We start from the raw sequence: 25356 nt of genomic DNA on the forward strand, positions 1-25356 counted from the left end.
ATCCGGATCGGGCCAGGGCTCGTATTTCTGTTGGACCAGGAGATCGCGCCGATGGCCCATTCCGGGCCCCGCCGGTCTCGTTCTTGGACGAGGATGCCATGACGCGATCCCTAGAGGTGCGCCACTACGAGGCGGACCTGGAGCATGCGCGCGAGGACTTCGACCGACAGGCCGCGGATGACGGGGCCTTCGACAGCGAAGCCGACCGCCTGCACGAGGAATGCGGCGTCTTCGGCGTCCATGACCATCCGGATGCGGCGGCGCTGACCGCGCTCGGCCTGCACGCCCTGCAGCATCGCGGCCAGGAGGCGGCCGGCATCGTCTCGTTCGACGGCGCCCGCTTCCATTCCGAGCGGCGGCTCGGCCTGGTCGGCGACAACTTCTCCAGGCGCGAAGTGATCGAGCGCCTGCCCGGCTCGTCGGCCGTCGGCCATACCCGCTATTCGACCACCGGCGGCATGATCCTGCGCAACGTCCAGCCGTTGTTCGCGGAACTGGAGACCGGCGGTTTCGCCGTCTGCCACAATGGCAACCTCACCAACGGCCTGACCTTGCGCAGGCGCCTGATCGCCGATGGCGCGATCTATCAGGCGACCTCGGACACCGAGGTGATCCTGCATCTCGTCGCCCGCTCCCGGCGCAACCGCTTCGCCGACCGGTTCATCGACGCGCTCGGCCAGGTCGAGGGCGGTTATGCCTTTGTCGGCATGACCAACAAGAAGCTGATCGGCGCACGCGATCCCCTGGGCATCCGGCCGCTTGTCATCGGCGAGCTCGACGGCAAATATATCCTGACGTCGGAGACCTGCGCGCTCGACATCATCGGCGCGCGCTTCGTGCGCGAGGTCGCCAATGGCGAAGTCGTCGTCATCTCCGACCAGGGCCTGGAATCGATCCGGCCGTTCCCGCCGCGCAAGCTGCGCCCGTGCATCTTCGAATATGTCTATTTCGCGCGGCCCGACTCTGTGGTCGACGGCAAAAACGTCTACGGCCTGCGCAAGCAGATCGGCGCAACGCTGGCCGCCGAGGCTCCGGTCGAAGCCGATGTCGTGGTGCCGGTGCCGGATTCCGGCGTGCCGGCGGCGATCGGCTTCGCGCAGAAATCCGGCATTCCCTATGAGCTCGGCATCATCCGCAACCACTATGTCGGTCGCACCTTCATCCTGCCGACTCAGTCGGTGCGTGAGCTCGGCGTGCGCCTGAAACATTCGGCCAATCGCGCCGTGATCGAGGGCCGGCGGATCGTCCTGGTCGACGACAGCATCGTGCGCGGCACCACCTCGCGCAAGATCGTCCAGATGATGCGCGATGCCGGCGCCCGCGAGGTGCATTTCCGCATCGCTTCACCGCCGATCAAGTATCCGGACTATTACGGCATCGACATGCCGGAGCAGGACAAGCTCCTGGCCGCGCGCATGTCGCTCGACGAGATGCAGAGCTATCTGGGCGTCGACTCGCTCGCCTTCATTTCGGTCGACGGGCTCTATCGCGCGCTCGGCGAGCCGGGCCGCGACGCCGCCCAGCCGCAATTCACCGACCATTATTTCACCGGCGACTATCCGACGCCGATCACCGACCTGGTCAGCGAAGGCGCCAAGCAGCTCTCGCTGCTGGCCGAAGCGAGCTGAGATCCTGCCTTCATGACCGACAAGCCTCTTTCGGGCCGCGTGGCCTGCATCACCGGCGCTTCGCGCGGCATCGGCCGCGCCACGGCCTTGCTGCTGGCGGAAGCCGGCGCCCATGTCGTGGCGGTGGCGCGCACCCAGGGCGGTCTCGAATCGCTCGACGACGCGATCCGCGGGGCCGGCGGGGCGGCGACGCTGGTGCCGCTCGACATCAAGGACGGCGACGGGTTGGACCGGCTGGGCCTCGCCATCCATGAGCGCTGGGGCAAGCTCGACGTGCTGGTGGCCAATGGCGCCATTCTCGGTCCGATCGCGCCGCTCGGCCATGTCACGCCGAAGGAGTGGGATCACACCGTCGCGATCAACCTGACCGCCCAGTGGCGGCTGGTCCGATCGTTCGATCCGCTGCTGCAGCAATCGGATGCCGGCCGCGCCGTGTTCGTCTCGTCCGGGGCGGCGTGGCGCAACCGGCCGTTCTGGGGCCCCTATTCGGTGACCAAGGCGGCGCTCAATTCGCTTGCGCTGACCTATGCCGCCGAGAATGCCAACAACCCGCTCCGCGTCAACCTGTTCAATCCGGGCCCGATCCGCACCACCATGCGGGCACAGGCCATGCCCGGCGAGGATCCGGCGACCCTGGAGGGCCCGGAAGGCCCGGCGCGCGCCATCCTGGCGCTGTGCCTGCCAGCGGTGACCGAGACGGCCATGATCTACGACTATCCGGCGAAGACGCTGAAGGCGTTCCAGGACCCGGCCTGAGGCGAGTGGCGAGTGGCGAGTGGCGAGTAGCGAAGGGGGCGGAAAAGCGTCCTGCACGCCGCCAGGCCGTCATCGCTTCGCTCGCGCCTCCGCGCAAAAAGCGAAGGTCCTGTGCTGAGATGAGACGTGTGGACTGTACGAGCGGCGGTGCCCGATGGGCGCGGGCGGCCGCGCCTCGTGAGCCCCCTTCGCCACTCGCTATTCGCCCTTCGCTCAAGCCGCTTCCGACAGACCCTGCCCGCCGTCATAACGCTGCTGCGCGGCGGCGACCTCGGCGAGATGGCCCTCGGCCCAGACGCGCAGGCTGTCGACCGCCGAATAGAGCGTCAGACCGAGTGGCGTGATCGAATATTCGACCGTCACCGGCACCGTGGCGAAAGCCTTGCGTCCTACCAGGCCGTCACGCTCCAGGCTCTTCAGGGTCTGCGACAGCATCTTCTGCGATATGCCGTCGATCCGGCGGCGCAATTCGTTGAAACGCAGCGGCTCGGCGGCGAGCAGCAGCAGGATCAGCACCGCCCACTTGTCGCCGACGCGATCGAGCACCACCCGGGTCGGGCATTTGCCGTCGAAGACATTGGGATTGCGCATGGGCGATTTCTCCGGGGTGACCACGTGACCTGAAAGTGCCTTCTTTACAGCGAAAGCTTCCAGACGCACTTGGTATCCATTGGTTACTACCACATGGAGATCCCCTGATGAAAGTCGCTCTGATCGGCGCTTCCGGCAATGCCGGCTCGCGCATCCTCGCCGAACTCGCCAGCCGCGGCCACGCCGTGACCGCCATTGCGCGGGATCCCGCCAAGATCGCCGCAGGCGCCCATATCACCGCCGTCAAGGCTGACGCGGACGCCCCCGAGGCCCTCGCCAAGGTGATCAGCGGGCACGACGCCGTCATCAGCTCGGTGCACTTCACCGCTTCCGATCCGGTCAAGCTGATCGCCGCGGTCAAGGCGGCCGGTGCGCCGCGCTATCTGGTGGTCGGCGGCGCCGGCAGCCTGGAGGTCGCTCCCGGCGCGCGCCTGGTCGACCAGCCGGCCTTTCCCGCCGCCTATAAGAGCGAAGCGCTCGCTGGGGGCGTCTTCCTCGACCTGCTGAAGGCCGAACCGACCCTGAACTGGACCTTCCTGTCGCCTTCGGCCCTGTTCGTCGCCGGCGAGCGCACCGGCAAGTTCCGGCTCGGCACCGATCAATTGCTGGCCGACGCCGCGGGCAAGAGCTGGATCTCGTTCGAGGACTTCGCCGTCGCCCTGGTCGACGAACTGGAGAAGCCCGCGCATGAGCGCCGGCGCTTCACCGTCGGCTACTGAGCGCCGCGGCCGCCGCCGGCAGGGTTGATGGAGACATCGGCCCTTCGCTCACCGGCGGCCGTCCTTGCAGCGCACCCTCAGTAGATCTTGCGGGCGCCATCCGCGTAGGGATTGTCGGTCTTCTTCAGGTGGAAGCGGATCGGCGTCCCCTGCAGCTCGAAGCTTTCGCGCAGGCCGTTGACGAGATAGCGCAAATAGCTCTCCGGTAAGGCTTCGGGGCGCGAGCAGAAGGCCACGAAGGTCGGCGGGCGCGTCTTGGCCTGGGTCATGTAGCGCAGCTTGATGCGCCGCCCCGACACCGCCGGTGGCGGGTGATGATCGAGCGTCTCCTGCAGCCAGCGGACCAGCTGGTTGGTCGAGATGCGCTTCTGCCACGGCACGCGGGCGTCGACGATCGCCTGCATCAGCCGGTCGAGACCCTGGCCGGTCTCCGCCGAATTGGCGACCACCGGGCAGCCCTTGATCTGCGGCAGCCAATGGTCGGCCTCTTCACGCAGCTTGGCGGCTTTGCCGCCTTTGTGCGGAATCAGGTCCCATTTGGTGAAGGCGAGCACGACGGCCCTGCCCTCCTTGGCCGCGAGGTCGGCGATGCGCAGGTCCTGGTCCTCGAACGGCTTCTCGGCGTCCATGCAGACGACCACGACCTGGGCGAAGCGGATCGCGCGCAGGGCATCGGCGACCGACAGCTTCTCGACCTTGTCCTCGATGCGCGCGCGCTTGCGCAGGCCCGCGGTGTCGACCAGCCGGAACTTGCGTCCGCCCCAGTCCCAGTCGACCGCGATGGCGTCGCGGGTGATGCCGGCCTCGGGGCCGGTCAGCATGCGGTCCTCGCCGATCAGGGCGTTGACCAGGGTCGACTTGCCGGCATTCGGCCGGCCGACAATGGCGACGGAGATCGGCTTGTTGGGATCGTCGACCTCGTCCTCGCCCTCCGCCACGTCCTCGTCTTCGAAGACCGGCGCAGGCATGTGGACGGCCAGGGCATCGTAAAGCTCGGACAGGCCCTCGCCATGTTCGGCGGAGAGCGGCACGGGGTCGCCGAGGCCGAGGCCGAAGGCCTCGTAGGCGCCGGCCATGCCGACCTTGCCCTCGCTCTTGTTGGCGGCGAGGATGACCGGCTTGCCGGAGCGGCGCACCAGGTCGGCGAAGACATGGTCGTCCGGTGTCAGGCCGACGCGCGCATCGACCATGAAGATGATGACGTCGGCGAGCCGGATCGCTTCTTCGGTCTGCGCCCGCATGCGGGCCTCGAGCGTGCCGGTATTGGCGTCCTCCAGGCCGGCGGTGTCGATGATGGTGAAATCGAGATCGCCGAGGCGGGCATCACCCTCGCGACGGTCGCGCGTCACGCCCGGCCGGTCGTCGACCAGCGCGATGCGCTTGCCGACCAGCCGGTTGAACAGCGTCGACTTGCCGACATTGGGACGGCCGACAATGGCGAGTGTGAAAGCCATATCCGACGATCAACCGGGGTTCTGCGCATCGGGGCGGCTGCCCCGGCGACGGCGCGGCTGCTGCTCGGCCGGCGGCGGTTCGGCCGGCGGCGCAGGCGGCGCCACATCCGGCGGCGCATTGGCCGGCTGCGGAATGGTGCGATCGACGCCGGGCACGCCCTCGGGGAACACGGCCTGGCGATCGCCCGGCAGCGGCGGCGGCTTGCGCTCGAACATCGCCGGAATGTCCTGCAGCGATTCGCAGGCCGTCAGCCCGAGACCAAGGGCGGCGAGCGCACCGGCGCGCAGGACGAGGCGTCGATCGAGGCGGGAGGAAGTCATGTCTCTGGTCCGTTCGGCTCTTGAGGTCTGAACGCTGGTGCCCGTTGCCGTGTCGTGGAACGCGGAACGGGACGCCATTTCACTGCCTTCTACCGCATTTGCGGTGCGAAGCGGCAAGCCCTTCGCAGGAAAATGCCCGGATCCGGCAAGCGTGGCATCCACTGCTGACGAATTGCGGCTATTTGGCGAGGCCGGCGCTGACCGCGGCGATCAGCTCGGCACGGCCACGCACGCCCTGCGGCGTCTCCTGGTCGGCCTGGATCGCCTGCAGCCACTTGTCGACGCCGGCCTTGTCGCCGGCGCGCAGGGCGGCCAGCGCCATCAGTTCGCGGGCCGAATGGCGGAACGGCAGGCCGGCCGCCGCCAGCGGTTCGACGCGGCGGGCGACCTCCTGCGGGCTGGCGGTGTCGACCAACAGATAGCCGGCGCGGATCCGCGCCACGTCCTGCAGCACCGGACCGATGGCGCTGTCGGCGGCGATGGCGTCGAAAGCCGCGATCCCGGCGGCCTTGTCGCGCCCGGCAAGTTCGGTCGCCTGGCGCAGTCGCGCCAGGATCCGGTAACCCGACGGCGCATCGGCGGCGATCGACGCGAACTGCGCTTCGGCCTCGGCGCCATTGGTGCGCGAGAGCCGCATGGCCGCCTCGAAACGGGCGCCGGCGGCGGCCGACTGCTGATCCTGGCGCCAGTCGTAGAAGCGCCAGCCGCCGACCACGACGATCACGATCGCCGCGAGCGCGACCATGAGCGGCCAGTATTTCTTCCAGAACTGCTCGAACCTCGCGCGACGCAGGTCCTCTTCGACTTCATCGAAAATATCGGCCATCGGGTCATCCAAAGAGGCAGCACCGCGCTCCCAAAGGGGCGGCGGTCTGCCGAAGCGGCGCGGAACCTATCAACTCCCCCCCGCCGAAGCAAACGCCGCATGGATGGGGCATTGCGACGCGGAGGGGCGAAGCGGCGTTGTGGCGGGTCGACGGATGATCGGTCAGCGGATGATCGCCGGCACGCCGATGATGACCGGGTGCAGCCAGATCATGAACACCACCATGGCCGCGAGTCCTCCGACAATGGCGATGACGTCGCCGGTTCCCCAGGGCGCCGGCGGCGGTTCGACCGCGTCCGGCCGGCGCTTGAGGGAGATTCGCGCCGCCACCGCCCAGGCGAGAAACGAACCGAACAGCAGCATCGAGGCCAGGTCGCCATTGGCCAGGAGGTGACCGAGCGACCAGGCCTTGACCGCGACCAGCATGGGATGTTTCAGCGTCGACTTGATCTTGCCGTTGGGCGCGCCATAGGCGACCAGGGCGACGAAGGCGACCGCCATCAGCAGGGCCGTGACGTGGCCGAAGGCCGCCGGCGGCGACCAGATCTGCACGTAGCCCTGGGCACGCGCCGCGCCATAGCCGTAGATGACGAGGCCGAGACCGATTGCCGAAACCAGGGAATAGGCGCCCTTATAGGGCCCCTCCCCGAGCCTCTGCACGAGCCGCGCCCTGGGGGCCCTCATCATGGTGAGGACGTGCACGCCCAGAAACAGTGCAAGTCCCAGGATCAGGATCGACATCGGGTGTCCTTCCACGGCTTTTTCTGCCGGCGCCACGCGGTCGCCGCATTTGCGGAGCTAAACGACACGATCAGCTCCGTGCGTAACCCTATCATCTGGCCAGCAAGCGGCGGAAGTGATAGCCGTTCTGCTGTCAACCAATCGATTGTAGCGAATGACCCCAACCCATTTGCCCGAAAGCGAGCTTGCCTCCCGCATCGATTCGGATGTGGCGGCGACGCCGCCGGCGGAGCGCCTCTACGATCCCGAGCAGGAGCGTGTGGTGGCGAAACGGCTGCAGGGCGGCCGATGGCGCGGTCTGTTGATGGCGAGCGGCGCCGTCTGTATCGCCGCGGCCGCCGCGGCCGGGTTCACCTTCAGCAATCAGGACTTGGCGGGCAATGACGCCTGGGCGGCGACACCGCCCGCGCCTCCGCCGGTCGCCGCGCCGGCCCTGGCATCCAGTTCCTCGACCCCGGTCCGGCTGGTCCTGCCCGACATCGACCCGAACAAGCGCCAGGAGCGGGTTTCGGTCAGCGCACCCGACGCACCGGCCGAAGCGATCGCCGGCCGGCCGAGCGTGCCGCTGCAGAACGGCCAGGAAGCCACCACGGACGGCGTCCGGCGTATTTCGCTGAACCCGGGGCGGGTCGCCGAAGCGGCGCCGCAGACGACCGGCTCCGCGTCCGCGGCGTCGGCCGCGACGGCCCCCGCGACCGAGATGACCATGCCGCTGGCGCCTTTGCCCAAGCCGCGCCCGGCGCGCGCCCGCTAGGCACCCGAAACCCGGATCGCGCCGGCGAGCCACCTGACGGAAATGCGACGCCTCTAGAACGTCGATCCGACCGCGAGGGACGATCGACATGCGCTTATTCTGGTGGGGCCTGTTCGGCGCGACGGCGGGCCTGATTCTCGGCTATGTCGCCACGGTCGCCATCGGCATCGTCGCGATGGATGCTTTCGGGGTGTCGCAGCGCGAGGGCGCGGCGGCCATGGGGCTGGTCTTCATCATCGGGCCGCTCGGCGGTCTCGTCTCGGCCCCGATCGGTGCGACCTGGGCCGTGCTCGCCAGCCGCCGGCGCATGCGCCGGCGCGAAGAGGGAACGCTCGGCGCCGCGCGACCCTGGACGCCGACCACGCGCATAATTCTCGGCATCCTGATCGGGCTCGTGGCCGGCTACACCGCCGCCTGGCTCGTGATCCAGATCTTCTACGCGGCACGCGGCTCGCATTTCTTCACAACCTATGCGGCGGCGCTGGCGGTGGCCTGGACGCCGATCGTGCTGGCTCTCGGCTGCGCCGGGCTCGGCGGCTGGCTCGGCAGCGGCCGGCTGCGTGCCTGATAAGCGGCGGGCGAACCCGTGCCTGGTCACGGCGCGCTTGTCTGGTCCCGGACGTGCCCCCGGCTTCGCCCGCCAGTCTACATTTTCGATGAGGCATCCGCTCGCGGCGTCTCCACCAGGGCGGCGGCCACGGGCACGACCGGCCACCGCAACGTGGCGAGAACGAAGCCGCCGAGGATCAGTGCGGCGCCGGCGAAGTGGAAGGCCCGCACGGGTTCGCCCAGCAGGATGAAGGCGAGCAGCGCGGTGAACAGGGCGACGAGGTGGAAAGAGGCGCCGGTGATGCTCGGGCCCAGCGTCGCGATGCACCGGTTCCACAGCACGAAGGCCAGCAGCGAGGCGAAGACGCCAATATAGAGAACCGCGCCGAGCGACACCGGATCGTGTGGCAGCACCGCGCCGCGCGCCATCTCGACGATCCAGAACGGCAACAGCACCAGCAGCCCCGCAGCCATGGTCGCGCCAAGAAAGACCAGCGGATCCAGCGCGGCCGGCTTGCGGCGCACCAGCACCGAATAGAGCGCGTAATTGGCCACCGCCAGCAAGACCAGCGGCTCGCCGGCGGAGAGCCCGAGATGGGCGAGGCTGGCGAGATCGCCGCGGGCGACGATCCAGATCACCCCGACGAAAGACAGCAGGATGCCGGCAAGCGTCGCCGGCCGCACCTTCTCGACGCCGAGCACGAAGGCGGCGATCGGCACCATCAACGGCAATGTCGAATTGAGGAAGGCGACGCTCGCCGCGGGCACGCTGTGCAAAGCGAGATAGCCGAGCGCATTGTAGCCGGCGACGCCGAAGGCACCGCAGGCCAGGACCAGCATCCAGTGCCGGCGCAACAGGTGCCTTTCGTTCCAGGCCGGCCGGGCGACGAAGGGCAACAGGACCGCGAGCGCGACGAGCCAGCGGCCAACCGCCAGCGATACCGGTGGAAATGTTTCCGCCAGTGCCCGCCCGAGAACCAGATTGCCGGCCCAGAACAAGGGTGGCAGCGGCAGGAGCAGCAGCGGCCGCGCCCACAGGCGCTCGAACAGGTTCATCGCGCGACCGTGCTCCCTGCGGCGCCGAAGGCGCCAGGAGCGGGCCGGTTCGCCTGAACCCCGCTGCCGTGCAAACGCAGGAAATGCGGCATTGGTCCTATCCCGGAGCGAACGTCCCCGCGATCCGAAGGGATCCGCGCCGGACGGTCACTGTCGAGGCGCAGGCTTAGGGGGAACGCGAACCGGTTGATTGGCGAAAATTGCCGCCTGGCACTCTCATGCCTTGATGGCGTGAACCCATTGCCGCGGGGTAATGCCGTAGCAGCGCTTGAAGTGCCGGGTGAGCGCGCTCTGATCGTAGAAGCCCGCGGCCAGCGCGGCCTCGACAATGGGCAGGCCGGCCGCCAGCGCCGCGGTGGCCGCCTTCAGGCGCACCTGGGTGAGGAAGGCGTGGGGGGTGAGCCCGGTGGCGCGCTTGAACAGGCCGATCAGTTGGAACGGCGAGAGATCGACCTCGGCCGCCATGCCGTCGAGGCTGAGGTCGGTCGCATAGTGCGCGTGGATCATGTCCTGCAGCGTCGTCATCTTGGCGTGGTCGCGGGCGGCCACCGACAGGCGGACCCGGCCCGCGCCATGCCGGCGGAACAGGGTGCCCAGGCCGTCGATCAGCAGTTCTTGCTGTTCGAAGGGATCGTGGCCGGCCTCGAGAGCGTGATGCAAGGCGACGAAGGCCGTGACCAGTTCACTGTCGCCAAAGGCATTCTCGGTGAAATAGGGCGTGGTTTCGAGCTGCAGCGCCTGCTTCACCCCGTCGACGGCATCGCTGCCGAGATAGAGGCCGCGATAGCGCCACCGGTCGCTGCGTCCCATCCGGCCGGAATGCGGCTCGTCCGGATTGAAGGCCAGCAGGACCGAGGACGTCGCCTCATCGGTCCGGCCGCGGCTGCTGAACTCGGAGCCGCCGGCCTCGGTAACGGCGATGACGAAGGCGTCATGGCTGTGCGGCGCATATTCATGGGTGGTGAAGTCCGCGGCGAGGCAGCTCAGGCCGGCGATGCCGGGGGCTCGCCAGAAACGAGCGCTGTTGTTGATATCGACGCGCGGCAATGCCGAAGACCCTCTTTGCTCGGAGCGAAGTCTATCAAGATTGCCGCTGATGGGCGACAGTGCTCCCTGCCCTATGCATCATCATGCCGACCCGCAGCGCGGCGCATCCTGTCCGAGAAGGAGACCGCCGTGTCCGAGACGTCAGTGCCGGCGCGCCCGATTCCCGCAACCATCGCCGTGGTCCTGCGGGACGACCAGGTCCTGCTGGTCCGGCGCGCCAATCCGCCCGATGCCGGCCGATGGGGGTTCCCCGGCGGCAAGATCGAGCGCGGCGAGACGATCGCGGCGGCGGCCGTGCGTGAGCTCCTGGAAGAAACCGCGGTGCGGGCCGAGGCCCAGGACGTGCTCACCGCGGTCGACGCCTTCGACCATGACGACAGCGGCGCCCTGCGCCGGCATTTCATCCTGATCGCGGTTGCCTGCCGCTGGATATCGGGCGAGCCGGTCGCCGGCGATGATGCGCTGGAGGCCGGCTGGTTCACCGTCGCCGACCTGGACACAACCGAACTCGCCATGAGCTTCGGCGTCGCCGATGTCGCGCGCCAGGCAGTTCTCCGGCGAGCCGCGACGACCTGACTGTCCGCTGCCGAGCGAACCGACTATTCGGCGGCGACGCGCGTCGCGGCGACCCCGGCCGCATGTTTTTCACCCCATTGAGTCAGCGCATGGACGGCTTCGTTCAGTGTCGCGCCGGTCTCGGTCACCGAATATTCGACCCGGGGCGGCACCTGATCGAAGACCTGGCGACGGATGATGCCGTCGGCCTCCATTTCGCGGAGTTGCTCGGAAAGCACCTTCTCGCTGATCCCGGGCATGCGGCGCCTGAGCGCGCCGAAACGCACGGGCGCGGCATGGAGCTCCCACAGGATCCAGGCCTTCCACTTGCCGCCAATGACGTTCAAGGCCGATCCCAAGCCGCATGTTTCAAGCATCTGCACCTTCACCCGCGCATCTCCCTGCCGACCCCGACGTCATCACTTACTTCAATGTAAGTACTTGATAAATATCGTAATATCTCAAATCCTCCGATCGTGAGACCGCCTCCGGGCGATCTCCGATCCAGAGCATTTGGAGATTATCAGTGACATCCGCAATCAGTGTACTCGGTACCGGGCGCATGGGCTCGGCGCTCGTCCGTGCCCTTCTCAAACACGGGTTCAGCACGCATGTCTGGAACCGGACCGCGGTCAAATGCGCGCCCCTGGCCGCTCTTGGGGCCGGCGTCGCCGGCTCGATCGAGCAGGCGGCAGCGGCCGCCGAGATCATCATCGTCAATGTCAGCGACTACGAGACCGCGGATCGGCTGGTTCAACCCACCGCCGTCGCCGATGCGCTTCGGGGCAAGCTCCTTGTGCAGTTGACGTCGGGGTCGCCGAAGCAGGCACGCGCCTCGGCAAGCTGGGCCGCGCGACACGGCATTGCTTATCTGGACGGCGCCATCATGGCGACGCCGAATTTCATCGGCGCGCCCGCCGGCACTATTCTCTATTCCGGCCCGCGCGATCTCTTCGCGGCGAACGAGGCGGTATTCCTGGCGCTGGGCGGCAATGCACAGCATGTGGGCGACGACGTCGGGCACGCAGCGGCGCTCGACCTGGCGCTGCTCGGGCAAATGTGGGGCGCCCTGTTCGGGACATTGCAGGCCGTTGCGGTCTGCCAGGCGGAAGGCATCGCGCTCGACACCTATGCAACCCACCACAAGGCTTTCGGGCCGGTGGTCGAAGGCGCCATCACTGATCTCGTCGAACGGGCACGCGACGGCCGGTATGCCGGCGATGCGGCGACGCTGGCGACCCTTTCGGCGCATCACGGCGCGTTCAAGCTCCTGCTGGAACTCTGCGCCAATCGCGGCCTGAACAGGCTGACACCAAACGCCTTCGATCACCTGTTCAAGCGCGCCATCGCCGCCGGCCATATCGAAGACGATTTCGCGGCCCTCGTACCGTTCATGCGGTGAGACGAGAAGGCGAGCACGGCCCCGGCGGGCTCGCCAGCTTCGCCGCCAAATTCAGATCAGCAAGAGACCGATGAAGAGACCGAGATGACACCCATCGATCCACGCCTTCACGACCATTCGGACGGCGCGAGGACCGCGTCCTGCGCCTGCGGCTCGCTCCGCGTCGGCGTCACTGGCGAGCCTTCGCACGTCTACATCTGCAATTGCCTGGAATGCCAGCGCGCCACCGGATCGGCCTTCGCCTGTCGCGCCTGGTACACGTCCGAAGCGGTGGCGCGGATCGACGGCGAGCAGCGGCAATGGCGTCGCCTCAACGCGGGCGGCCGCTGGGTCGAGCATGTGTTCTGTCCGACTTGCGGCTCGATCGTCTATATCCGGGGCGAAGCTTCGCCCGACGCGATCTCCATCTCGGTCGGGTGCTTTGCCGATCCGTCGTTTGCAACTCCCGCGGCCGCCTATTGGGCCTCGCGCAAGCATCGCTGGTTCGCGCTGTCCGACGCCATTCGCAGCGTCGACGAGCATTGATGGCGGCCGATACTGCCGACGGCACCTTTTGCGGCTAAGCTGCGCCGATGATGACGGATACGCAGACGATCACGATCGCCATCGACGAGACACAGAGCGTGTCGGGGCTCTGGCAGCGGCCGGTACAGGCGCGCGCCTGTTTGGTGCTCGCCCACGGTGCCGGCGCGGGCATGACCCACAAATCCATGGCGGCGCTGGCGGATGGGTTGGTCGCGCGCGGCATTGCCACGCTGCGCTACCAGTTCGCCTATATGGAGCGCGGTTCGAAACGTCCCGACAGCCCGGCGGTGGCCCATGCGGCGGTGCGCGCCGCGGTCGCGGATGCCGGCCGGCGTGCGCCCGATCTGCCGCTGTTTGCCGGCGGCAAGTCGTTTGGCGGACGCATGACCTCGCAGGCCCAGGCGCTCGCGCCCCTGCCGGGCGTGCGCGGCCTGGTGTTTTTCGGGTTCCCCCTGCACCCGGCCGGCAAACCCGCGACCGATCGGGCCGCGCACCTTTCGGATATCGCGCTGCCCATGCTGTTCCTGCAGGGAACGCATGATGCGCTGGCGGAGCTCGACCTGCTGCGCCCGACCGTCGCTGGCCTGGGTTCACGCGCCGCGCTGGCGCTGTTCGACGACGCCGATCATTCCTTCCATGTGCCCGCCCGCACCGGCCGCCGGGATGCCGACGTGCTTGGCGCCATTCTGGATGCGGCGGCCGCGTGGATGAGCAGACGCTGACGACGGCTCCTTGAGCGGACAGGCGCGGCCTTTCGCGGGCTCGATGCCGGGCTTGCGCCGGCGCTGCGGGGCGCTCCCGCTCGTCTTGCCCGGGCCAAGCCCGGGCAAGACGAAATGGTGCGTCAGAAAAGACGTGGCGCCAGGGCGTCGTGGATCGCCCCCTTCTCCAATATTTCTTTGTTATATCAATCGATTCCGTTTGTTTTCTCATGTTATATGGCTGCAACGCGACTTGCGGCGACAAGGTGCGCCGCCGTCGCCCCCCTCATCAACGGGCGGCTTCACGGCCCGAGAGTGCTAGCCGAGCGCCTTCTCATAGATCTCGGGCTTGAAGCCGACGATCAGCTTGCCGCCGAGATCGAGCACCGGCCGCTTGATCATGGCGGGCTGGTCGAGCATCAGCGCGATCGCCTTCTGCGCGTCGAGCCCTTCCCGATCCTGGTCCGGCAGTTTGCGGAAGGTCGTGCCGGCGCGGTTGAGAAGCACCTCCCAGCCGACCTCGCGCGCCCAGCCTTCCAGCCGCGGCCGGTCGATGCCGGCTTCCCGGTAATCGTGAAAGGCATGGGCGACGCCATGGCCTTCGAGCCAGGTCCGGGCCTTCTTCATCGTGTCGCAGTTCTTGATGCCGTAAATCGTGACCGACTTGGCCTTGGCCATCTCGCACCCCATGCCATTTGCGTTCCGCGCCCTCAAATCATTGATTGCAGGGCGGATCAAATGCTTGCGTCGGTGATCGCGGAAAGAAGCAATAACCTTTTGAAAGGATGCAACAACACGAGCTTCGAAGCCGCCATCGCGCGATGCGCGGCGATTGTCGAGGCGCCAGCGGAACCCAGCTGATTCGCGGCCGGCCGATACGGCATCATTCGCGCAGCGGCCAGCGGCCGAGCTCCTCGTACCGGCCCTGCCCGTACAAGCTGCGGACCAGCACGAAGTCGCACACCGGCATGACAATCGGCACATCGAGCACAAGCGCGGGAATGAGCTTCGCATCGTAGAGCACGGTCAGGTGCAGCAGGCCATTTGGGTTGAAGCCGGGATGCAAGCCCTGCCGTATCAACTCGCGGCCGAGCGCCTTCTGCAACGCAGCCAACTGGATGAGCCCGTCGCCACAACACAGGACGACCGGACGGCGCCCCTCGCCCTTGAGGCGCTCCAGGCGGTCCAGCGTCAGATTGAATGACGCCATGGCAACCGCCGAGGCGGCCTGCTTGGCCCTGGCGAGGATATCCGGCGCCAATCCCGGATAGGTACCGACGCCATTCAGGGAAATATGCAGAACGCCCGGTGGCCGGAGCCGACCGGCCAGGCCTAGGCGGCCGCGCAGGTCTTCGGCAACGGCCAGGATGCTTGTGGTGGAAACGGTGTCCGGCTGAACCGTGAAGAACACCGGATCACCACGCTGAGGGCCCGGCTGAGGTGGATCGTGCGGTGGCAGGTCCAGGGGCAGCGGGAGCTGATCCGGATCGTCATGAAACGAGCTTTTCGATCCGCGCCGCATGCCCCCTCCGCTGTCGCGGCCAGTGTCCTCATGCCGTTTATCTAAAGATCGTTTGTCGCCTCGCCGAGGATCCATGCACGAAAGGCGGCGACCTTCCGCCTGGCGTGGCTGGCTTCCGGATAGACCAGATAATAGGCGAAGGCCTCGAGCAAGGTGACGTCGGCGAGCTTGACGAGCCGCCCCTCGGCGAGATCGGGGGCCACCAGGGCGGCCGGCAGCAATCCCGCGCCTTGGCCCGCCAGCACCGCCTTCAGCAACAGGCCGGAATCGTCGAAGGAGGCACCGCGCGGCGCCGCGATCTCGTCGACGCCCTGGGCCTGGAACCAGAGACGCCACCCCTTGCGTTCGGCGTCGTGCACCAGCGGCCAGCGGGTCAATCCGTCGGGCTCCAGGGGCATGCCGATCTCGGCGACGAGCGCGGGAGCCGCCACCGGAATGACCTCGACGGCCACGACACGCTCGCTCCAGAGGCCGGGATAGCGGCCGAGGCCATGGCGGATCGCGACGTCGACGCCGTCACGGGAGAAATCGACGAGCGCGTTGCTGGTCACGACCTGCAGGTCGATATCCGGATGGGCGTCCTGGAACGCCTTCAGGCGGGGCACCAGCCAGGCCGCGGCGAAGAAGGGCGTGACGCTGACGGTCAGCAGGCTCGTCTCGGCGGCGACGGTGATACGCCGCGAGGCTTCCGCGATCTGCCGAAAGGCATTGCGTACCGGCGGCAGATAGCCCTGCCCGGCATCGGTCAGGAAGATGCCGCGATTGACCCTCTGAAACAGCCTGACACCGAGGTGCAATTCGAGCGTCTTCAACATCTGGCTGACCGCGCCGGGCGTGACGCAGAGCTCCGCCGCGGCGTTCTTCACCGACAGGTGCCGCGCCGTGGCCTCGAAGGAGCGCAACGCGTTGAGCGGCGGCATCTTGTGACCGTCCATTTAGCTTTCCTAATGCGATAGCCGTAGAAGATCTGGTTTGCGGTGCGCCCTGTCTTGCCGGATCCTAATCCTCCGACCGATCCGACGCTCTCGGATCGTCTGGTCTCCACCGGATCAGATTAGCTCAATTCAACCGGCAACGAAACCTTCGCCGTACCGGCCGCTGGCTTGGCCGGCTGGCTCTCCCGTGAACGCCGTCTCCGACATTGGACATCGACCATGCATGCCCCCGCCGCCGATCTGCATTTTTTCGAACTGACCGAGCTCGCTGCTCGCATCCGGGCTCGTGAGATCTCACCGGTCGCGGTGGCGCGCGCCGCGCTCGACCGGATCGCCGCGCTGGACGGCCGGCTCGGCAGCTACGCCCATGTCATGGCCGACGCCGCGCTGGCCCAGGCCAGGGCGGCGGAGGCCGAAATCGCCGCGGGCCGCTATCGCGGACCGCTGCACGGCGTGCCGATCGGGGTGAAGGACCTGTGCTGGACCAAGGGCATCCCTACCGCCGCCGGCATGCCGCTCCACCGGGACGAACGGCCAGCCGAGGACGCCACCGTGGTGCGGCGCCTGAACGCGGCCGGTGCCGTCCTGCTCGGCAAGCTGCAGCTCACCGAAGGCGCCTATTCCGATCACCATCCCGCGGTGATGCCGCCGAAGAACCCGTGGAATGCCGATTATTGGCCCGGCATCTCCTCCAGCGGCGCGGCGGTCGCAACCGCGGCCGGGCTCTGCTACGCCTCGGTCGCTTCCGACACCGGCGGATCCATCCGCTGGCCGTCGGCCGCCAACGGCCTGACCGGACTGAAGCCGAGCTGGGGCCGCGTCAGCCGGCACGGCGTGTTCACGCTCGCCGCATCGCTCGATCACGTCGGCACGATCACCCGCAGCGCCGCCGATGCCGCCGTCATGCTGGGCGCCATGGCCGGGCCGGACCCGAAAGATCCGACCGCGCTCGGTGCGCCGGTGCCGGACGACCTGGCAGCCGCCGGCCCTGGCCTTGAAGGTCTCCGCATCGGTGTCGATGCCACCTGGAACAGCGACGGCGTGGACCCGACGGCGCAGGCCGTGCTGGCGGAGGCCGTTGCGGTGTTCCGAACTCTCGGCGCCAATATCGTCGATGTCGCATGTCCCGATGTCACCCAGGCGATCGCGGATTGGTCGCCGCTTTGCGCTGTCGAAGCAGCGGTTGCGCATGAAGCGACCTTTCCAGCGCGACAAGACGAATATGGCCCCGTGCTGGCCTCGGTCATCGCGGCCGGTCGCAGGCTGTCCGGCCTCGACCTCCACAAGATCCTGCTGCGGCGCATGGCGCTGCGCGGCCGTGTCGACGCCTTGTTCGGCGCGATCGACCTGTTGCTGACGCCGGTTCACCCCTTTGCACCGCTGTCGCTTGAAATGATCCGGACGCTGGGAGAACAGCCCGCGCTCATTTCCGGCCTGCAGCGCTATACCTGTCCGTTCAATCTGACGGGGCACCCGACGCTCACGCTTCCTGGCGGCTTCACCGATGCCGGCCTGCCGGTCGGCTTCCAGCTCGTCGCCGGCCATCTCGGCGAGCCGGCCCTGTTGCGTGCCGGTGCCGCATTCCAGGGCGTCACAGCCTGGCACCGCCATCACCCCGAGGTTTGACATGCGGCGCGAATTCGAGACCAGTTCCATTCCGCCGGGAGGCGTGAAGGAGAGCCACGTGCGTGCTGAACCGGTGTCGTCGCGCGGCCGCCTGTTCCATGGCTGGCTGGTGGTGGCCGGCGCCTTCGCGGTGACCTTCGTGGGGTTCGGCAGCGCCTATACGTTCAGCGCCTTCGTCGAGCCCCTGCAGGCCGATTTCGGCGCCTCGCGCGGCTCGGTCTCGCTGGTCTTCTCGCTGGCCGGCTTTCTCTATTTCGGCCTCGGGGTCGTCAGCGGCCCGCTCGCCGACCGCTGGGGCTCGCGCCGGCTGGCCGTGCTCGGCATGATCCTGACCGGCCTCGGCATGGCGGTCGCCAGCGTCGCCGGCAGCCTGACCCAGATCTACCTGGCCTATGGCCTGGGTGTCGGCCTCGGCGTCGGCTTTTCCTATGTGCCGGCGGTCGGGGCCGTGCAGCGCTGGTTCGTCAGACGGCGCGGCTTTGCCTCCGGGCTGGCGGTCAGCGGCATCGGCGTCGGCACGCTGGTCATGCCGCCGCTCGCCGCGCTCCTGATCGGGACCCTCGGCTGGCGTTCCGCCTACCTCGTGCTCGGCTGCCTCGCCGCCGCCGTCGGCGTCGGCATGGCGCTGCTGATCGAGAACGACCCGCGCGACCGCGGCCTTGCGCCTGACGGCGATGCTCCCGGCGCGGATGGCCCATCGGCGCAACCACACGGCTTCTCGGTCCGGAAAACCGTCACGTCCCGGCGCTTTGCCGGGCTTTATGCCGCCTGTCTGATCTGCTCGTTCGGGCTGTTCGTGCCCTTCGTCCACCTGGTGCCCTATGCGGTGGACCACGGCGTGGCGCAGGCATCGGCGGTGCTGCTGCTCGGCGTGATCGGAGTCGGCAGCACGGCCGGGCGGTTTTTCCTCGGCGGCCTGGCCGATCGCCTGGGCCGCGCGCTGGCGCTGTTCGCCATGTTCCTCGGCATGGCGCTGGCGCTCGCGATCTGGGCCCTGTCGGCCGGGTTCTGGCCGCTCGCGGTCTTCGCCTTCGCCTATGGTGTGTTCTACGGCGGGTTCGTCGCACTCCTGCCGGCGCTGGTCATGGACTATTTCGGCGGACGCAATGTCAGCGGCATCATCGGCATTCTCTATACCAGCGTGGCCTTCGGCACCCTGGTCGGCCCGAGCGCGGCCGGCTTCGCTTTCGACATCAGCCGCAGCTATATGCTGCCGATCCTGGTCGGCATCGCGGGCAATCTCATTGCCGCGGCCATTGTCGGCCTCATGTCCAGGGCGGCCGGGCCGCGCAACGAGGGGTAACCGATGACCGAAGCCGTCCAGACCATCCGGGCAGCCCAGGTCGGCACGCTGCCCGGTTATCTCGGGCTCGACTGGATCGACGCGCGGCCGGGCTTCGTCGAGGGCCGGTTCGACGTCCTGCCGCATCACAAGGCGCCCAACGGCTTTCTGCACGCCGCAGCCGTCGTCGCGCTCGCCGACAGCGCCTGCGGCTTCGGCTGCAAGCTGTCGCTGCCCAAGGAAGCCTCGGGCTTTACGACCGCCGAGTTGAAGACGAATTTCATCGGCACGGCGCGCGAAGGCGGCGTCAGGTGCCAGGCGCGCATGGTCCATGGCGGCCGCACCACCCAGGTCTGGGACGCCGTGGTGACGAGCGAGGTCACCGGCCGGACCATTGCCTTGTTCCGCTGCACCCAAATGGTGCTCTATCCGGCAGCGCCGGCGCCCGCCGGCGCCTGACCGCCCGTCGCGACACCCCGTCGCCGCATGCGAGGCCTGCCGCCTTGCGGGAGGTGCGACGGCAAGCGGTGGTTATGATCCCCCCAAAGCAAGGATATCGAGGGGGATACGGAATGCACGGACGGCGGCCGACGATCACATCTGTCCACGGCATGGTGGCCGCGGCGCATCCTCACGCAGCCCAGGCGGGCGCGCGCATCCTGGCCAATGGCGGCAATGCCTTCGACGCCGCCGCGGCGACGGCCGCGGCCCTCAACGTCGTCGAACCCTTCATGTCGAGCCTCGCCGGTGAAGGCCTCGCGACCATGTGGGTCGCCGCCGAACAGCGCGTGCGCGTGCTCGATTTCGTGCCGCCGATTCCCTCCGCCTTCCCGGTCGAGCGCTTCCGCGAGCGCGCCGAGCTCGAGCGCGGACCGCTGCCGGTCGGCACGCCGGGCAATCTGGCGGGCTGGTGCACGCTCGCCGACACCTATGGGCGCAAGCCGCTGTCGGAGATCTTCGCCCCGGCGATCGCGCTCGCCGAGGACGGCTTCGGCCTGGCCGAATTCGGCGTCGAGGAGTTCGTCGAACAGGCGCCGCTGCTGGCGCGCCACCCTGCCCTCTACGAGCATTGGGCCAAAGCCTATCTGGTCGCCGGCGGCCAGCCGACGGTCGGCACAGTGTTGCGCCAGCCCGATCTCGCCGCCACCTTGCGCGCCTTGGCCGCCAAGGGGCCGGAACACCTCTACGGTGGTGAGCTGGGCGCCCGGATCGTCGCGCATCTGGCCAGCCTCGGCGGGATCCTGAAGCTCTCCGATCTCGCCGATTTCAAGCCGGTCTGGCGCGATCCGCTGCCGGCGCGCTACCGCGACCTCACCATCCACGTGCCGCCGCCGCCCTGCGAAGGTTTCCAGTTCCTGCTGACGCTGCGCATCCTCGAAGGCCTCGACCTCAGGGCGCTGGCCCATAATGGCGTCGACCATCTCGACCTGGTCTATCGCGCCATCAGGCTCGCGGCCGGCATCCGCATCGCCCACAACAATCCGCCGCCGGACCGGCTCGCCGACCTCATGTCGGACGCCTCGGTGGAGCGCTTGCGGGCCCGCGTCCGCGACGGCGTACCGATCTCGGGACCGACCGAACAGTGGATGGCGCAGACGGCGGAAGATCCGGCCCATACCACCTCGTTCTCGATCGCCGACCGCGAGGGCAACCTGGTCTGCGTGACGCAGAGCCTGGGCAGCCCCTTCGGCAGCGGCGTGGTGGTGCCCGGCACCGGGCTCTGCCTCAACAACTTCCTCTATTGGGCCGATGTCCAGCCCGGCAGCCCGAACCGGTCGCGGCCGGGCGGCGAGTTGCTCATGTGCATGTCGCCGTCCATCTCGACACGCAACGGCAAGCCGGTCCTGGCGCTCGGCACGCCCGGCAGCTACGGCATCCTGCAGACCCAGGCGCAGGCCTTCGTTCATCACGTCGATTTCGGCCTGCCTTTGCAGGAAGCGATCGAGGCGCCGCGCGCCCGGCTGTGGGACGAGCGCTTCGTCCAGACTGAAAACAGGGTGGCGCCGGAGGTGGTCGCCGGGCTGAAAGCGCGCGGTCACACCATCGAAGCCTTCGCCGAAGGCTGGACCATGAAGGTCGGCGGCATGCAGGCGGTCAGCGTCGATCCGGTGACGGGGATCTTCACCGGCGCGGCCGATCCGCGCCGCGACGGTTATGTCGCCACGCCCTGAACGGGCCGGCGCGACCGCGCGGACCGCCGCATCGCGGCGGCCGCCGGGGCTGGTCCGTTCAACCAGAAGGGATTGTCCGCGGCGAACGCGCCCCCTAGCCTCGGCATGGGCTGATGATCACGGGAGCTGAAACGTGTGGGGCATCCTGGGCGCGATCGTCGCCGTCCTCGGCTGGGGCGTGTTCGCCTATAACCGGCTGGTCCGGCTGCGCATGCAAACGCGCGCGGCCTGGTCGCAGATCGACGTCCAGTTGCGCCGCCGCCATGAGCTGGTCCCCAATCTCGTCGACAGCGTCAAAGGCTATATGGCGCACGAGCGCGAAACCCTGGAGGCGGTCGCCGCGACCCGCCGGCAGGCCCAGTCCGCCGGCGAGGACGTCGCCCTTCGCGCCGCCGCCGAGGGCCGGCTCGGGGGCGCCTTGTCCCGCATGATGGGGCTCGCCGAGGCCTATCCCGCGCTCAAGGCGAGCGCCAATGTCCGGATGCTGCAGGAAGAACTCGCCTCGACCGAAAACCGGATCGCCTTCGCCCGCCAGCATTTCAACGATTGCGTGCTGGCCTATAACACCACGATCGGCAGCGTTCCCGATCTGCTCCTCGCCGCCCCGCTCGGCTTCGCGCCGCAGGCGATGTTCGAGGCCGACGCGGCGGCGCGCACGCCCGTCGCGATCCAGCTGTGACCGAGGTTACCGCGCCGCCGCGGACCCGGCGGGTTAACTTCTACGACGAACTGGAGCGCCGCCGGCGCGGCGCCTGGCGGGTCCAGGCGATCTGCGTCCTGGTCGCCGCGGGCCTCGGGCTGGTGCTCAGCGCCATCGTCACCCCGCTGGTCCTGCTGCTGGCGGGCGGCCTGCTGCACCTGGTCTCGACGGTCGGCTTCCTGGCACCGGCGGCGCAGGCCGGCATCGCGGCCATCAATGGCTTCGCGGCGGGGCATATGGCGCATTTCGACCAGGTGGTGGCCGCGCTCGACCAGATCCACGGCCTCGGGGATTTCGGCGTCCTGGCCGGCCCCATGGGCCGCCTTGCCCCCATCGCCATCCCTGCCCTGATCACAGGCGGCCTGGTCTGGCTGTGGCTGCGCGGCCTGTTCCTGCGCGCCGGCGGCCAGGACCTGATTGCCCGGATGAAGGCCCGGCCGGCCAGGCTCGACGATTTCGAGGAGCGCCAGCTCAACAACATCGTCGAGGAGGTGGCGATCGGCGCCGGCGCCCCGGCACCCCGGCTGTTCCTGATCGATAGCCCCCTGGCCAATGCCGCGGCGCTGGGCAGCTCGCATCGCGACGGGGTGATCCTGGTCACGCGCGGCCTCATCGACCGGCTCGACCGCCGCGAAACCGAAGCCGTGGTCGCCCGCCTGGTCTCGGCCATCGGCGCCGGCGACCTGCGGGTGGCGGCCGGCATCACCGCCGTGTTCCAGACCTTCGGCTTCTTCCTGACCGTGCTCGACCTGCCGCTGCGCTGGTCGGCCTGGCGCACCCTCGGCGCCCTGGCGCGCGCCAGTCTCACGCCCCGTCCCAGGCCCGAGGCCCTGGCCCAGGTCGGCGAAGGACTGGAGGCCGGGCTGCAGGCGGACACGATACCCGACGTCCAGGCCATGCTGGCCAAGCTTTCGACTCCGCTGCGTCAGGTTGCGCAGATCGCCATCGTGCCCTGGCTCCTGCCCTTGCTGCTCTCGCTGCTGTTCAAGATGGTGCTGTTTCTTTGGACGGCCTTCTGCCTCGGACCACCGATGGCGGCGCTCTGGCGCAACCGATGCTACTGGACCGACGCACGGGCGGTGAAGCTGGCGCGCGACCCGGAGGCCTTCGCCCGTGCGCTCGAGAAGATCGGCGCCGCCGACCCGCCGCCCGGGGCCGAGGCGCACGAATATCTGTTCATCGGCGCGCCGACCGCGGCCCGCCGCGCCATTGCCGACCGGCACAGCATGACGCTGGCGCTCGCCCCCTCGTCCGCCCAGCGGGTGGCTCGGCTGAGCGCCATGGGCACCGGCATCCGGCCGGCGCCGGCGCGCATCGACCTGGCCCGGCTCGCCGCCGACCCGGTGCGCGCGCTGGTCCTCGGATCGCTTTCGCTGCTGCTCGTGCCGCTGTTCCTGATCCTGTTCGTGATGATCGGTTATCTCACCGCCTTCGTCATGACCTTGGCCCTGGCACTTGGCCTCGGCCTGGTGATCTGGCTGGTCTGAGAGTGGCATCGCGCCCGCGTTCCGACGCCAGCGGGCGGCGTGGGCCATGTCACCATTGATAGCGTACAGTGCCGCTGCCGCCATAGGTCTGCGAGCGTCCGGAGAACTCGCCGGAAAACTTGGCGCCGACCGACCAGCCATTGGTGAAACGCCATTCCGAGCCGAGCGAGGCGAGCAGCGCGTCGCGCGGCAGAGCCGTGCCGTTCACCACGAAGCCGGTGCTCGGCAGGTTGTCGAAGCTCGCGTTCATTGCCGGGATGCCCGAGAATTCGTGACGCCAGGCGAGGCGCGCGCGCAGCAGCAGGATCGACTCGTCGGTGATCGCAAGACGCGTGTCGAAACGCAGGCCGAGCTCGCTCTGCGTGCTGGTGAAGCTGCGGGCGCCATAGCTCAGCGCGAAAGCGGCAGCGCCCGCCGTGCCGGTCTCGCTATAACCCGGCTGGCGGAAGCTCTGTGCCTGCAGCGCGGCGAAGGGGGTGATGCCGGCGGTGCTGGTCACCGCGAGCCGGTAGCCGGCCTCGACCCGTCCGGCGAAGCTATGGGCGCCGAAATGGCCGGTCAGATCGCCGCCGATACCAGTGAGCCCCACCGAGCGGCTGGTCGACAGCGCATAATGGCCATAGGCCGCCGAGGCCGAGAGATAGCCGTCACCGAGCCGGGTCGAGGCGTAAAGGCCGACCTTGAACGCCTCGCCCTTGCCCGAACTGAAGCCGCCGAGGCCGTAATTGAGCGAAGAGCCTGATATCGCGAAGCCGATGAGCGTGCCGGCATCGACGCGATAATCGGCGCCGGCGGCAACGCCTGCCGCGCGGGTGCTGAGGCTGGACGAGCCGAGCGTTGCATTGCCGGCGAACGAACCGGCGGCGGCATAGGCCGTGCCCCAGCTCGTCCAGCGCCGCTCGTCGGACCGCGCCATGCCGCGCCCGGGCAAACTGGCATAAGCGGTCATCTGCGCGAACGATCCCGCCAATTCGCTTGCCTCGAAGGCCAGGGCCGGCCCGCTGACGCTGGATGCCGCCCCTCCGGTCCGGCTTTCCACGGCCGGGTCGAGCATCAGGTCGAGGAATTGTCCCATGTCGTGCGCGCCGGCGACCGCCGCGCTGGCGCCGATTTGGCCGGACAATTGCGACAACGCACCGGCGAGGCCGGCCGCCGACAGGTTGAACAGGCCGATGAAGGGGGCCGGCGCGTGGCCCGCGGCGAAGGCTGAGTCGATCGAGCCGGCGACATTGCGCGGGTTGACCGCCGCATTGCCGGGCAGGAAAGGCGAGATCGCGCCAGGGGCGAGCTCGAGATAGACGTTGTTGGCGTCGTAGATCAGCTTCGGCTTGATCGCCAGGCCGAAGCCGGTGGTGAAATCGGCCGCGTTGAAGGTGCCGGTGACGCCGTCGGCGGCATTGAGGATCAGGTAGCGCGTGTTGATCACATAGGTGCCGGCCTGCGGCAGGAAGGTGGCGGTGCCGGCAAGGCTGGCGGTGCCGGTGACGTTGGTCCGGTCGGCGCCGCCGGGCGCGACCTCGACCCGATAGCCGCCGCCCGCCGCGAAGCTGAGATTGCCCGCCACCGTGATCGTGCCGATGGAATTGCCGGGCGCCAGGATACCGCCGGCATTGATCCGGGTCGTCGACAGCGTTCCGGTGCCGCCGATGACGCCGCCATTGTCGATGTCGAGGCCGTTCGAGCCGATCAGCGTTCCGTTGACCGTGACGAGGCCGTTGCTCGTGAAGGCGCCGGCCACGGTGTAATGGCCACCGGCCGCCACACCGAGCGTGGCGCCCGAGGCATTGGTGAAGGCGTCGTTGCTGGTCACCGTGCCGGCCACGGCGAACAGGCCGGCCGCATTGACGATCGGCCCGTTGATGGCGCCCGCGGCGGCGTAGAGCGAGCCGCTATTGGTCAGGCCTCCGGCCAGGGTCCCGCTTGAGGTGAGCGTGCCTGTGTTGGCGATGCCCGAGCTGCCGGTCAGCAGCCCGCCCGAGGCGACCGTGAGCGTGCCGGCATTGGTGAC

Annotated in this window: 27 protein-coding genes; 15 read left to right on the plus strand and 12 right to left on the minus strand. The window is 68.6% G+C overall.

From position 1 onward, the window contains the following. The first annotated feature begins 116 nt into the window (after positions 1 to 116). Both purF and AC07WJ_RS19195 read left to right on the plus strand, forming a co-directional pair. On the plus strand, positions 117 to 1628 hold the full coding sequence (gene purF, locus AC07WJ_RS19190) for an amidophosphoribosyltransferase (RefSeq protein ID WP_494936261.1): 1512 nt from the start codon (positions 117 to 119) through the stop codon (positions 1626 to 1628). 12 nt (positions 1629 to 1640) lie between these two features. Further along, positions 1641 to 2384 (plus strand): SDR family NAD(P)-dependent oxidoreductase, encoded by a 744-nt coding sequence (locus tag AC07WJ_RS19195; RefSeq protein WP_494936214.1) that lies wholly within the window; start codon positions 1641 to 1643, stop codon positions 2382 to 2384. 213 nt (positions 2385 to 2597) lie between these two features. Here AC07WJ_RS19195 and AC07WJ_RS19200 read toward each other — a convergent pair whose 3' ends face one another. Further along, positions 2598 to 2975 (minus strand): winged helix-turn-helix transcriptional regulator, encoded by a 378-nt coding sequence (locus tag AC07WJ_RS19200; RefSeq protein ID WP_494936215.1) that lies wholly within the window; start codon positions 2973 to 2975, stop codon positions 2598 to 2600. A 107-nt stretch (positions 2976 to 3082) separates the two neighbouring features. Here AC07WJ_RS19200 and AC07WJ_RS19205 point away from each other — a divergent pair, with 107 nt between their 5' ends. Then, positions 3083 to 3694 (plus strand): NAD(P)-dependent oxidoreductase, encoded by a 612-nt coding sequence (locus AC07WJ_RS19205; RefSeq protein WP_494936216.1) that lies wholly within the window; start codon positions 3083 to 3085, stop codon positions 3692 to 3694. Between the two features lie 77 nt (positions 3695 to 3771). Here the strand turns inward: AC07WJ_RS19205 and der are convergent, their stop codons facing one another. The 4 genes from der to AC07WJ_RS19225 form a co-directional block, all read right to left on the minus strand. After that, on the minus strand, positions 3772 to 5148 hold the full coding sequence (gene der, locus AC07WJ_RS19210; RefSeq protein ID WP_494936217.1) for a ribosome biogenesis GTPase Der: 1377 nt from the start codon (positions 5146 to 5148) through the stop codon (positions 3772 to 3774). A 9-nt stretch (positions 5149 to 5157) separates the two neighbouring features. Further along, a complete protein-coding gene (locus AC07WJ_RS19215; RefSeq protein WP_494936218.1) occupies positions 5158 to 5469 on the minus strand; it encodes a hypothetical protein in 312 nt (103 codons plus the stop codon). A 178-nt stretch (positions 5470 to 5647) separates the two neighbouring features. Continuing rightward, positions 5648 to 6295: a tetratricopeptide repeat protein gene (locus tag AC07WJ_RS19220; protein WP_494936219.1), complete on the minus strand. Its 648-nt coding sequence runs from the start codon at positions 6293 to 6295 to the stop codon at positions 5648 to 5650. Positions 6296 to 6457: 162 nt separating this feature from the next. Continuing rightward, complete coding sequence (locus AC07WJ_RS19225; protein WP_494936220.1) at positions 6458 to 7036, minus strand: NnrU family protein; 579 nt, start codon at positions 7034 to 7036, stop codon at positions 6458 to 6460. A 154-nt stretch (positions 7037 to 7190) separates the two neighbouring features. Here AC07WJ_RS19225 and AC07WJ_RS19230 point away from each other — a divergent pair, with 154 nt between their 5' ends. Continuing rightward, positions 7191 to 7790, plus strand: a complete 600-nt coding sequence (locus tag AC07WJ_RS19230; protein WP_494936221.1) for a hypothetical protein — start codon at positions 7191 to 7193, stop codon at positions 7788 to 7790. Between the two features lie 88 nt (positions 7791 to 7878). Next, positions 7879 to 8358 carry a hypothetical protein gene (locus AC07WJ_RS19235; protein WP_494936222.1) on the plus strand — a complete coding sequence of 160 codons (480 nt, stop codon included), beginning with the start codon at positions 7879 to 7881 and terminating at the stop codon, positions 8356 to 8358. A gap of 77 nt (positions 8359 to 8435) precedes the next feature. Here the strand turns inward: AC07WJ_RS19235 and AC07WJ_RS19240 are convergent, their stop codons facing one another. Both AC07WJ_RS19240 and AC07WJ_RS19245 read right to left on the minus strand, forming a co-directional pair. Next, on the minus strand, positions 8436 to 9395 hold the full coding sequence (locus AC07WJ_RS19240; protein ID WP_494936223.1) for a DMT family transporter: 960 nt from the start codon (positions 9393 to 9395) through the stop codon (positions 8436 to 8438). 216 nt (positions 9396 to 9611) lie between these two features. After that, positions 9612 to 10442: an AraC family ligand binding domain-containing protein gene (locus AC07WJ_RS19245; RefSeq protein ID WP_494936224.1), complete on the minus strand. Its 831-nt coding sequence runs from the start codon at positions 10440 to 10442 to the stop codon at positions 9612 to 9614. Positions 10443 to 10571: 129 nt separating this feature from the next. On the opposite strand from AC07WJ_RS19245, the gene AC07WJ_RS19250 reads away from it, so the two are divergent. Beyond that, on the plus strand, positions 10572 to 11018 hold the full coding sequence (locus tag AC07WJ_RS19250; protein WP_494936225.1) for an NUDIX hydrolase: 447 nt from the start codon (positions 10572 to 10574) through the stop codon (positions 11016 to 11018). 23 nt (positions 11019 to 11041) lie between these two features. On the opposite strand, the gene AC07WJ_RS19255 is transcribed toward AC07WJ_RS19250, so the two are convergent. Then, positions 11042 to 11344: a winged helix-turn-helix transcriptional regulator gene (locus tag AC07WJ_RS19255; protein WP_494936226.1), complete on the minus strand. Its 303-nt coding sequence runs from the start codon at positions 11342 to 11344 to the stop codon at positions 11042 to 11044. 179 nt (positions 11345 to 11523) lie between these two features. Between AC07WJ_RS19255 and AC07WJ_RS19260 the strand changes: the two genes are divergently transcribed. From AC07WJ_RS19260 to AC07WJ_RS19270, 3 genes are all read left to right on the plus strand, one after another. Then, positions 11524 to 12399, plus strand: a complete 876-nt coding sequence (locus AC07WJ_RS19260) for an NAD(P)-dependent oxidoreductase (protein WP_494936227.1) — start codon at positions 11524 to 11526, stop codon at positions 12397 to 12399. Between the two features lie 84 nt (positions 12400 to 12483). Beyond that, positions 12484 to 12924 (plus strand): GFA family protein, encoded by a 441-nt coding sequence (locus AC07WJ_RS19265; protein WP_494936228.1) that lies wholly within the window; start codon positions 12484 to 12486, stop codon positions 12922 to 12924. Between the two features lie 50 nt (positions 12925 to 12974). Next, positions 12975 to 13646, plus strand: coding sequence for an alpha/beta hydrolase family protein (locus tag AC07WJ_RS19270; RefSeq protein ID WP_494936262.1), 672 nt, complete (start codon positions 12975 to 12977; stop codon positions 13644 to 13646). A gap of 297 nt (positions 13647 to 13943) precedes the next feature. On the opposite strand, the gene AC07WJ_RS19275 is transcribed toward AC07WJ_RS19270, so the two are convergent. The 3 genes from AC07WJ_RS19275 to gcvA all read right to left on the minus strand — a co-directional run bounded on the left by AC07WJ_RS19275 (position 13944) and on the right by gcvA (position 16082). After that, positions 13944 to 14303, minus strand: a complete 360-nt coding sequence (locus AC07WJ_RS19275) for an ArsC family reductase (protein WP_494936229.1) — start codon at positions 14301 to 14303, stop codon at positions 13944 to 13946. Positions 14304 to 14508: 205 nt separating this feature from the next. Next, positions 14509 to 15147 carry a 2'-5' RNA ligase family protein gene (locus AC07WJ_RS19280; protein ID WP_494936230.1) on the minus strand — a complete coding sequence of 213 codons (639 nt, stop codon included), beginning with the start codon at positions 15145 to 15147 and terminating at the stop codon, positions 14509 to 14511. A 41-nt stretch (positions 15148 to 15188) separates the two neighbouring features. Continuing rightward, complete coding sequence (gene gcvA / locus AC07WJ_RS19285; protein WP_494936231.1) at positions 15189 to 16082, minus strand: transcriptional regulator GcvA; 894 nt, start codon at positions 16080 to 16082, stop codon at positions 15189 to 15191. A gap of 219 nt (positions 16083 to 16301) precedes the next feature. Between gcvA and AC07WJ_RS19290 the strand changes: the two genes are divergently transcribed. From AC07WJ_RS19290 to AC07WJ_RS19315, 6 genes are all read left to right on the plus strand, one after another. Further along, positions 16302 to 17708, plus strand: coding sequence for an amidase (locus AC07WJ_RS19290; protein WP_494936232.1), 1407 nt, complete (start codon positions 16302 to 16304; stop codon positions 17706 to 17708). 58 nt (positions 17709 to 17766) lie between these two features. Further along, entirely contained in the window at positions 17767 to 19011 is a 1245-nt protein-coding gene (locus tag AC07WJ_RS19295; RefSeq protein ID WP_494936233.1) for an MFS transporter, read from the plus strand. A 3-nt stretch (positions 19012 to 19014) separates the two neighbouring features. Next, on the plus strand, positions 19015 to 19449 hold the full coding sequence (locus AC07WJ_RS19300; protein ID WP_494936234.1) for a PaaI family thioesterase: 435 nt from the start codon (positions 19015 to 19017) through the stop codon (positions 19447 to 19449). Positions 19450 to 19562: 113 nt separating this feature from the next. Then, positions 19563 to 21161, plus strand: coding sequence for a gamma-glutamyltransferase family protein (locus AC07WJ_RS19305; protein ID WP_494936235.1), 1599 nt, complete (start codon positions 19563 to 19565; stop codon positions 21159 to 21161). Between the two features lie 133 nt (positions 21162 to 21294). Beyond that, entirely contained in the window at positions 21295 to 21840 is a 546-nt protein-coding gene (locus AC07WJ_RS19310; protein ID WP_494936236.1) for a LemA family protein, read from the plus strand. Further along, entirely contained in the window at positions 21837 to 23348 is a 1512-nt protein-coding gene (locus AC07WJ_RS19315; RefSeq protein ID WP_494936237.1) for a M48 family metalloprotease, read from the plus strand. Before AC07WJ_RS19310 ends, AC07WJ_RS19315 begins: the two co-directional genes overlap by 4 nt. A gap of 49 nt (positions 23349 to 23397) precedes the next feature. Here the strand turns inward: AC07WJ_RS19315 and AC07WJ_RS19320 are convergent. Then, on the minus strand, positions 23398 to 25356 hold a 1959-nt coding region (locus AC07WJ_RS19320), incomplete at its 5' end, for an autotransporter outer membrane beta-barrel domain-containing protein (RefSeq protein ID WP_494936238.1).

Source organism: Phreatobacter sp. GW821-FHT04C01, from assembly GCF_059420385.1.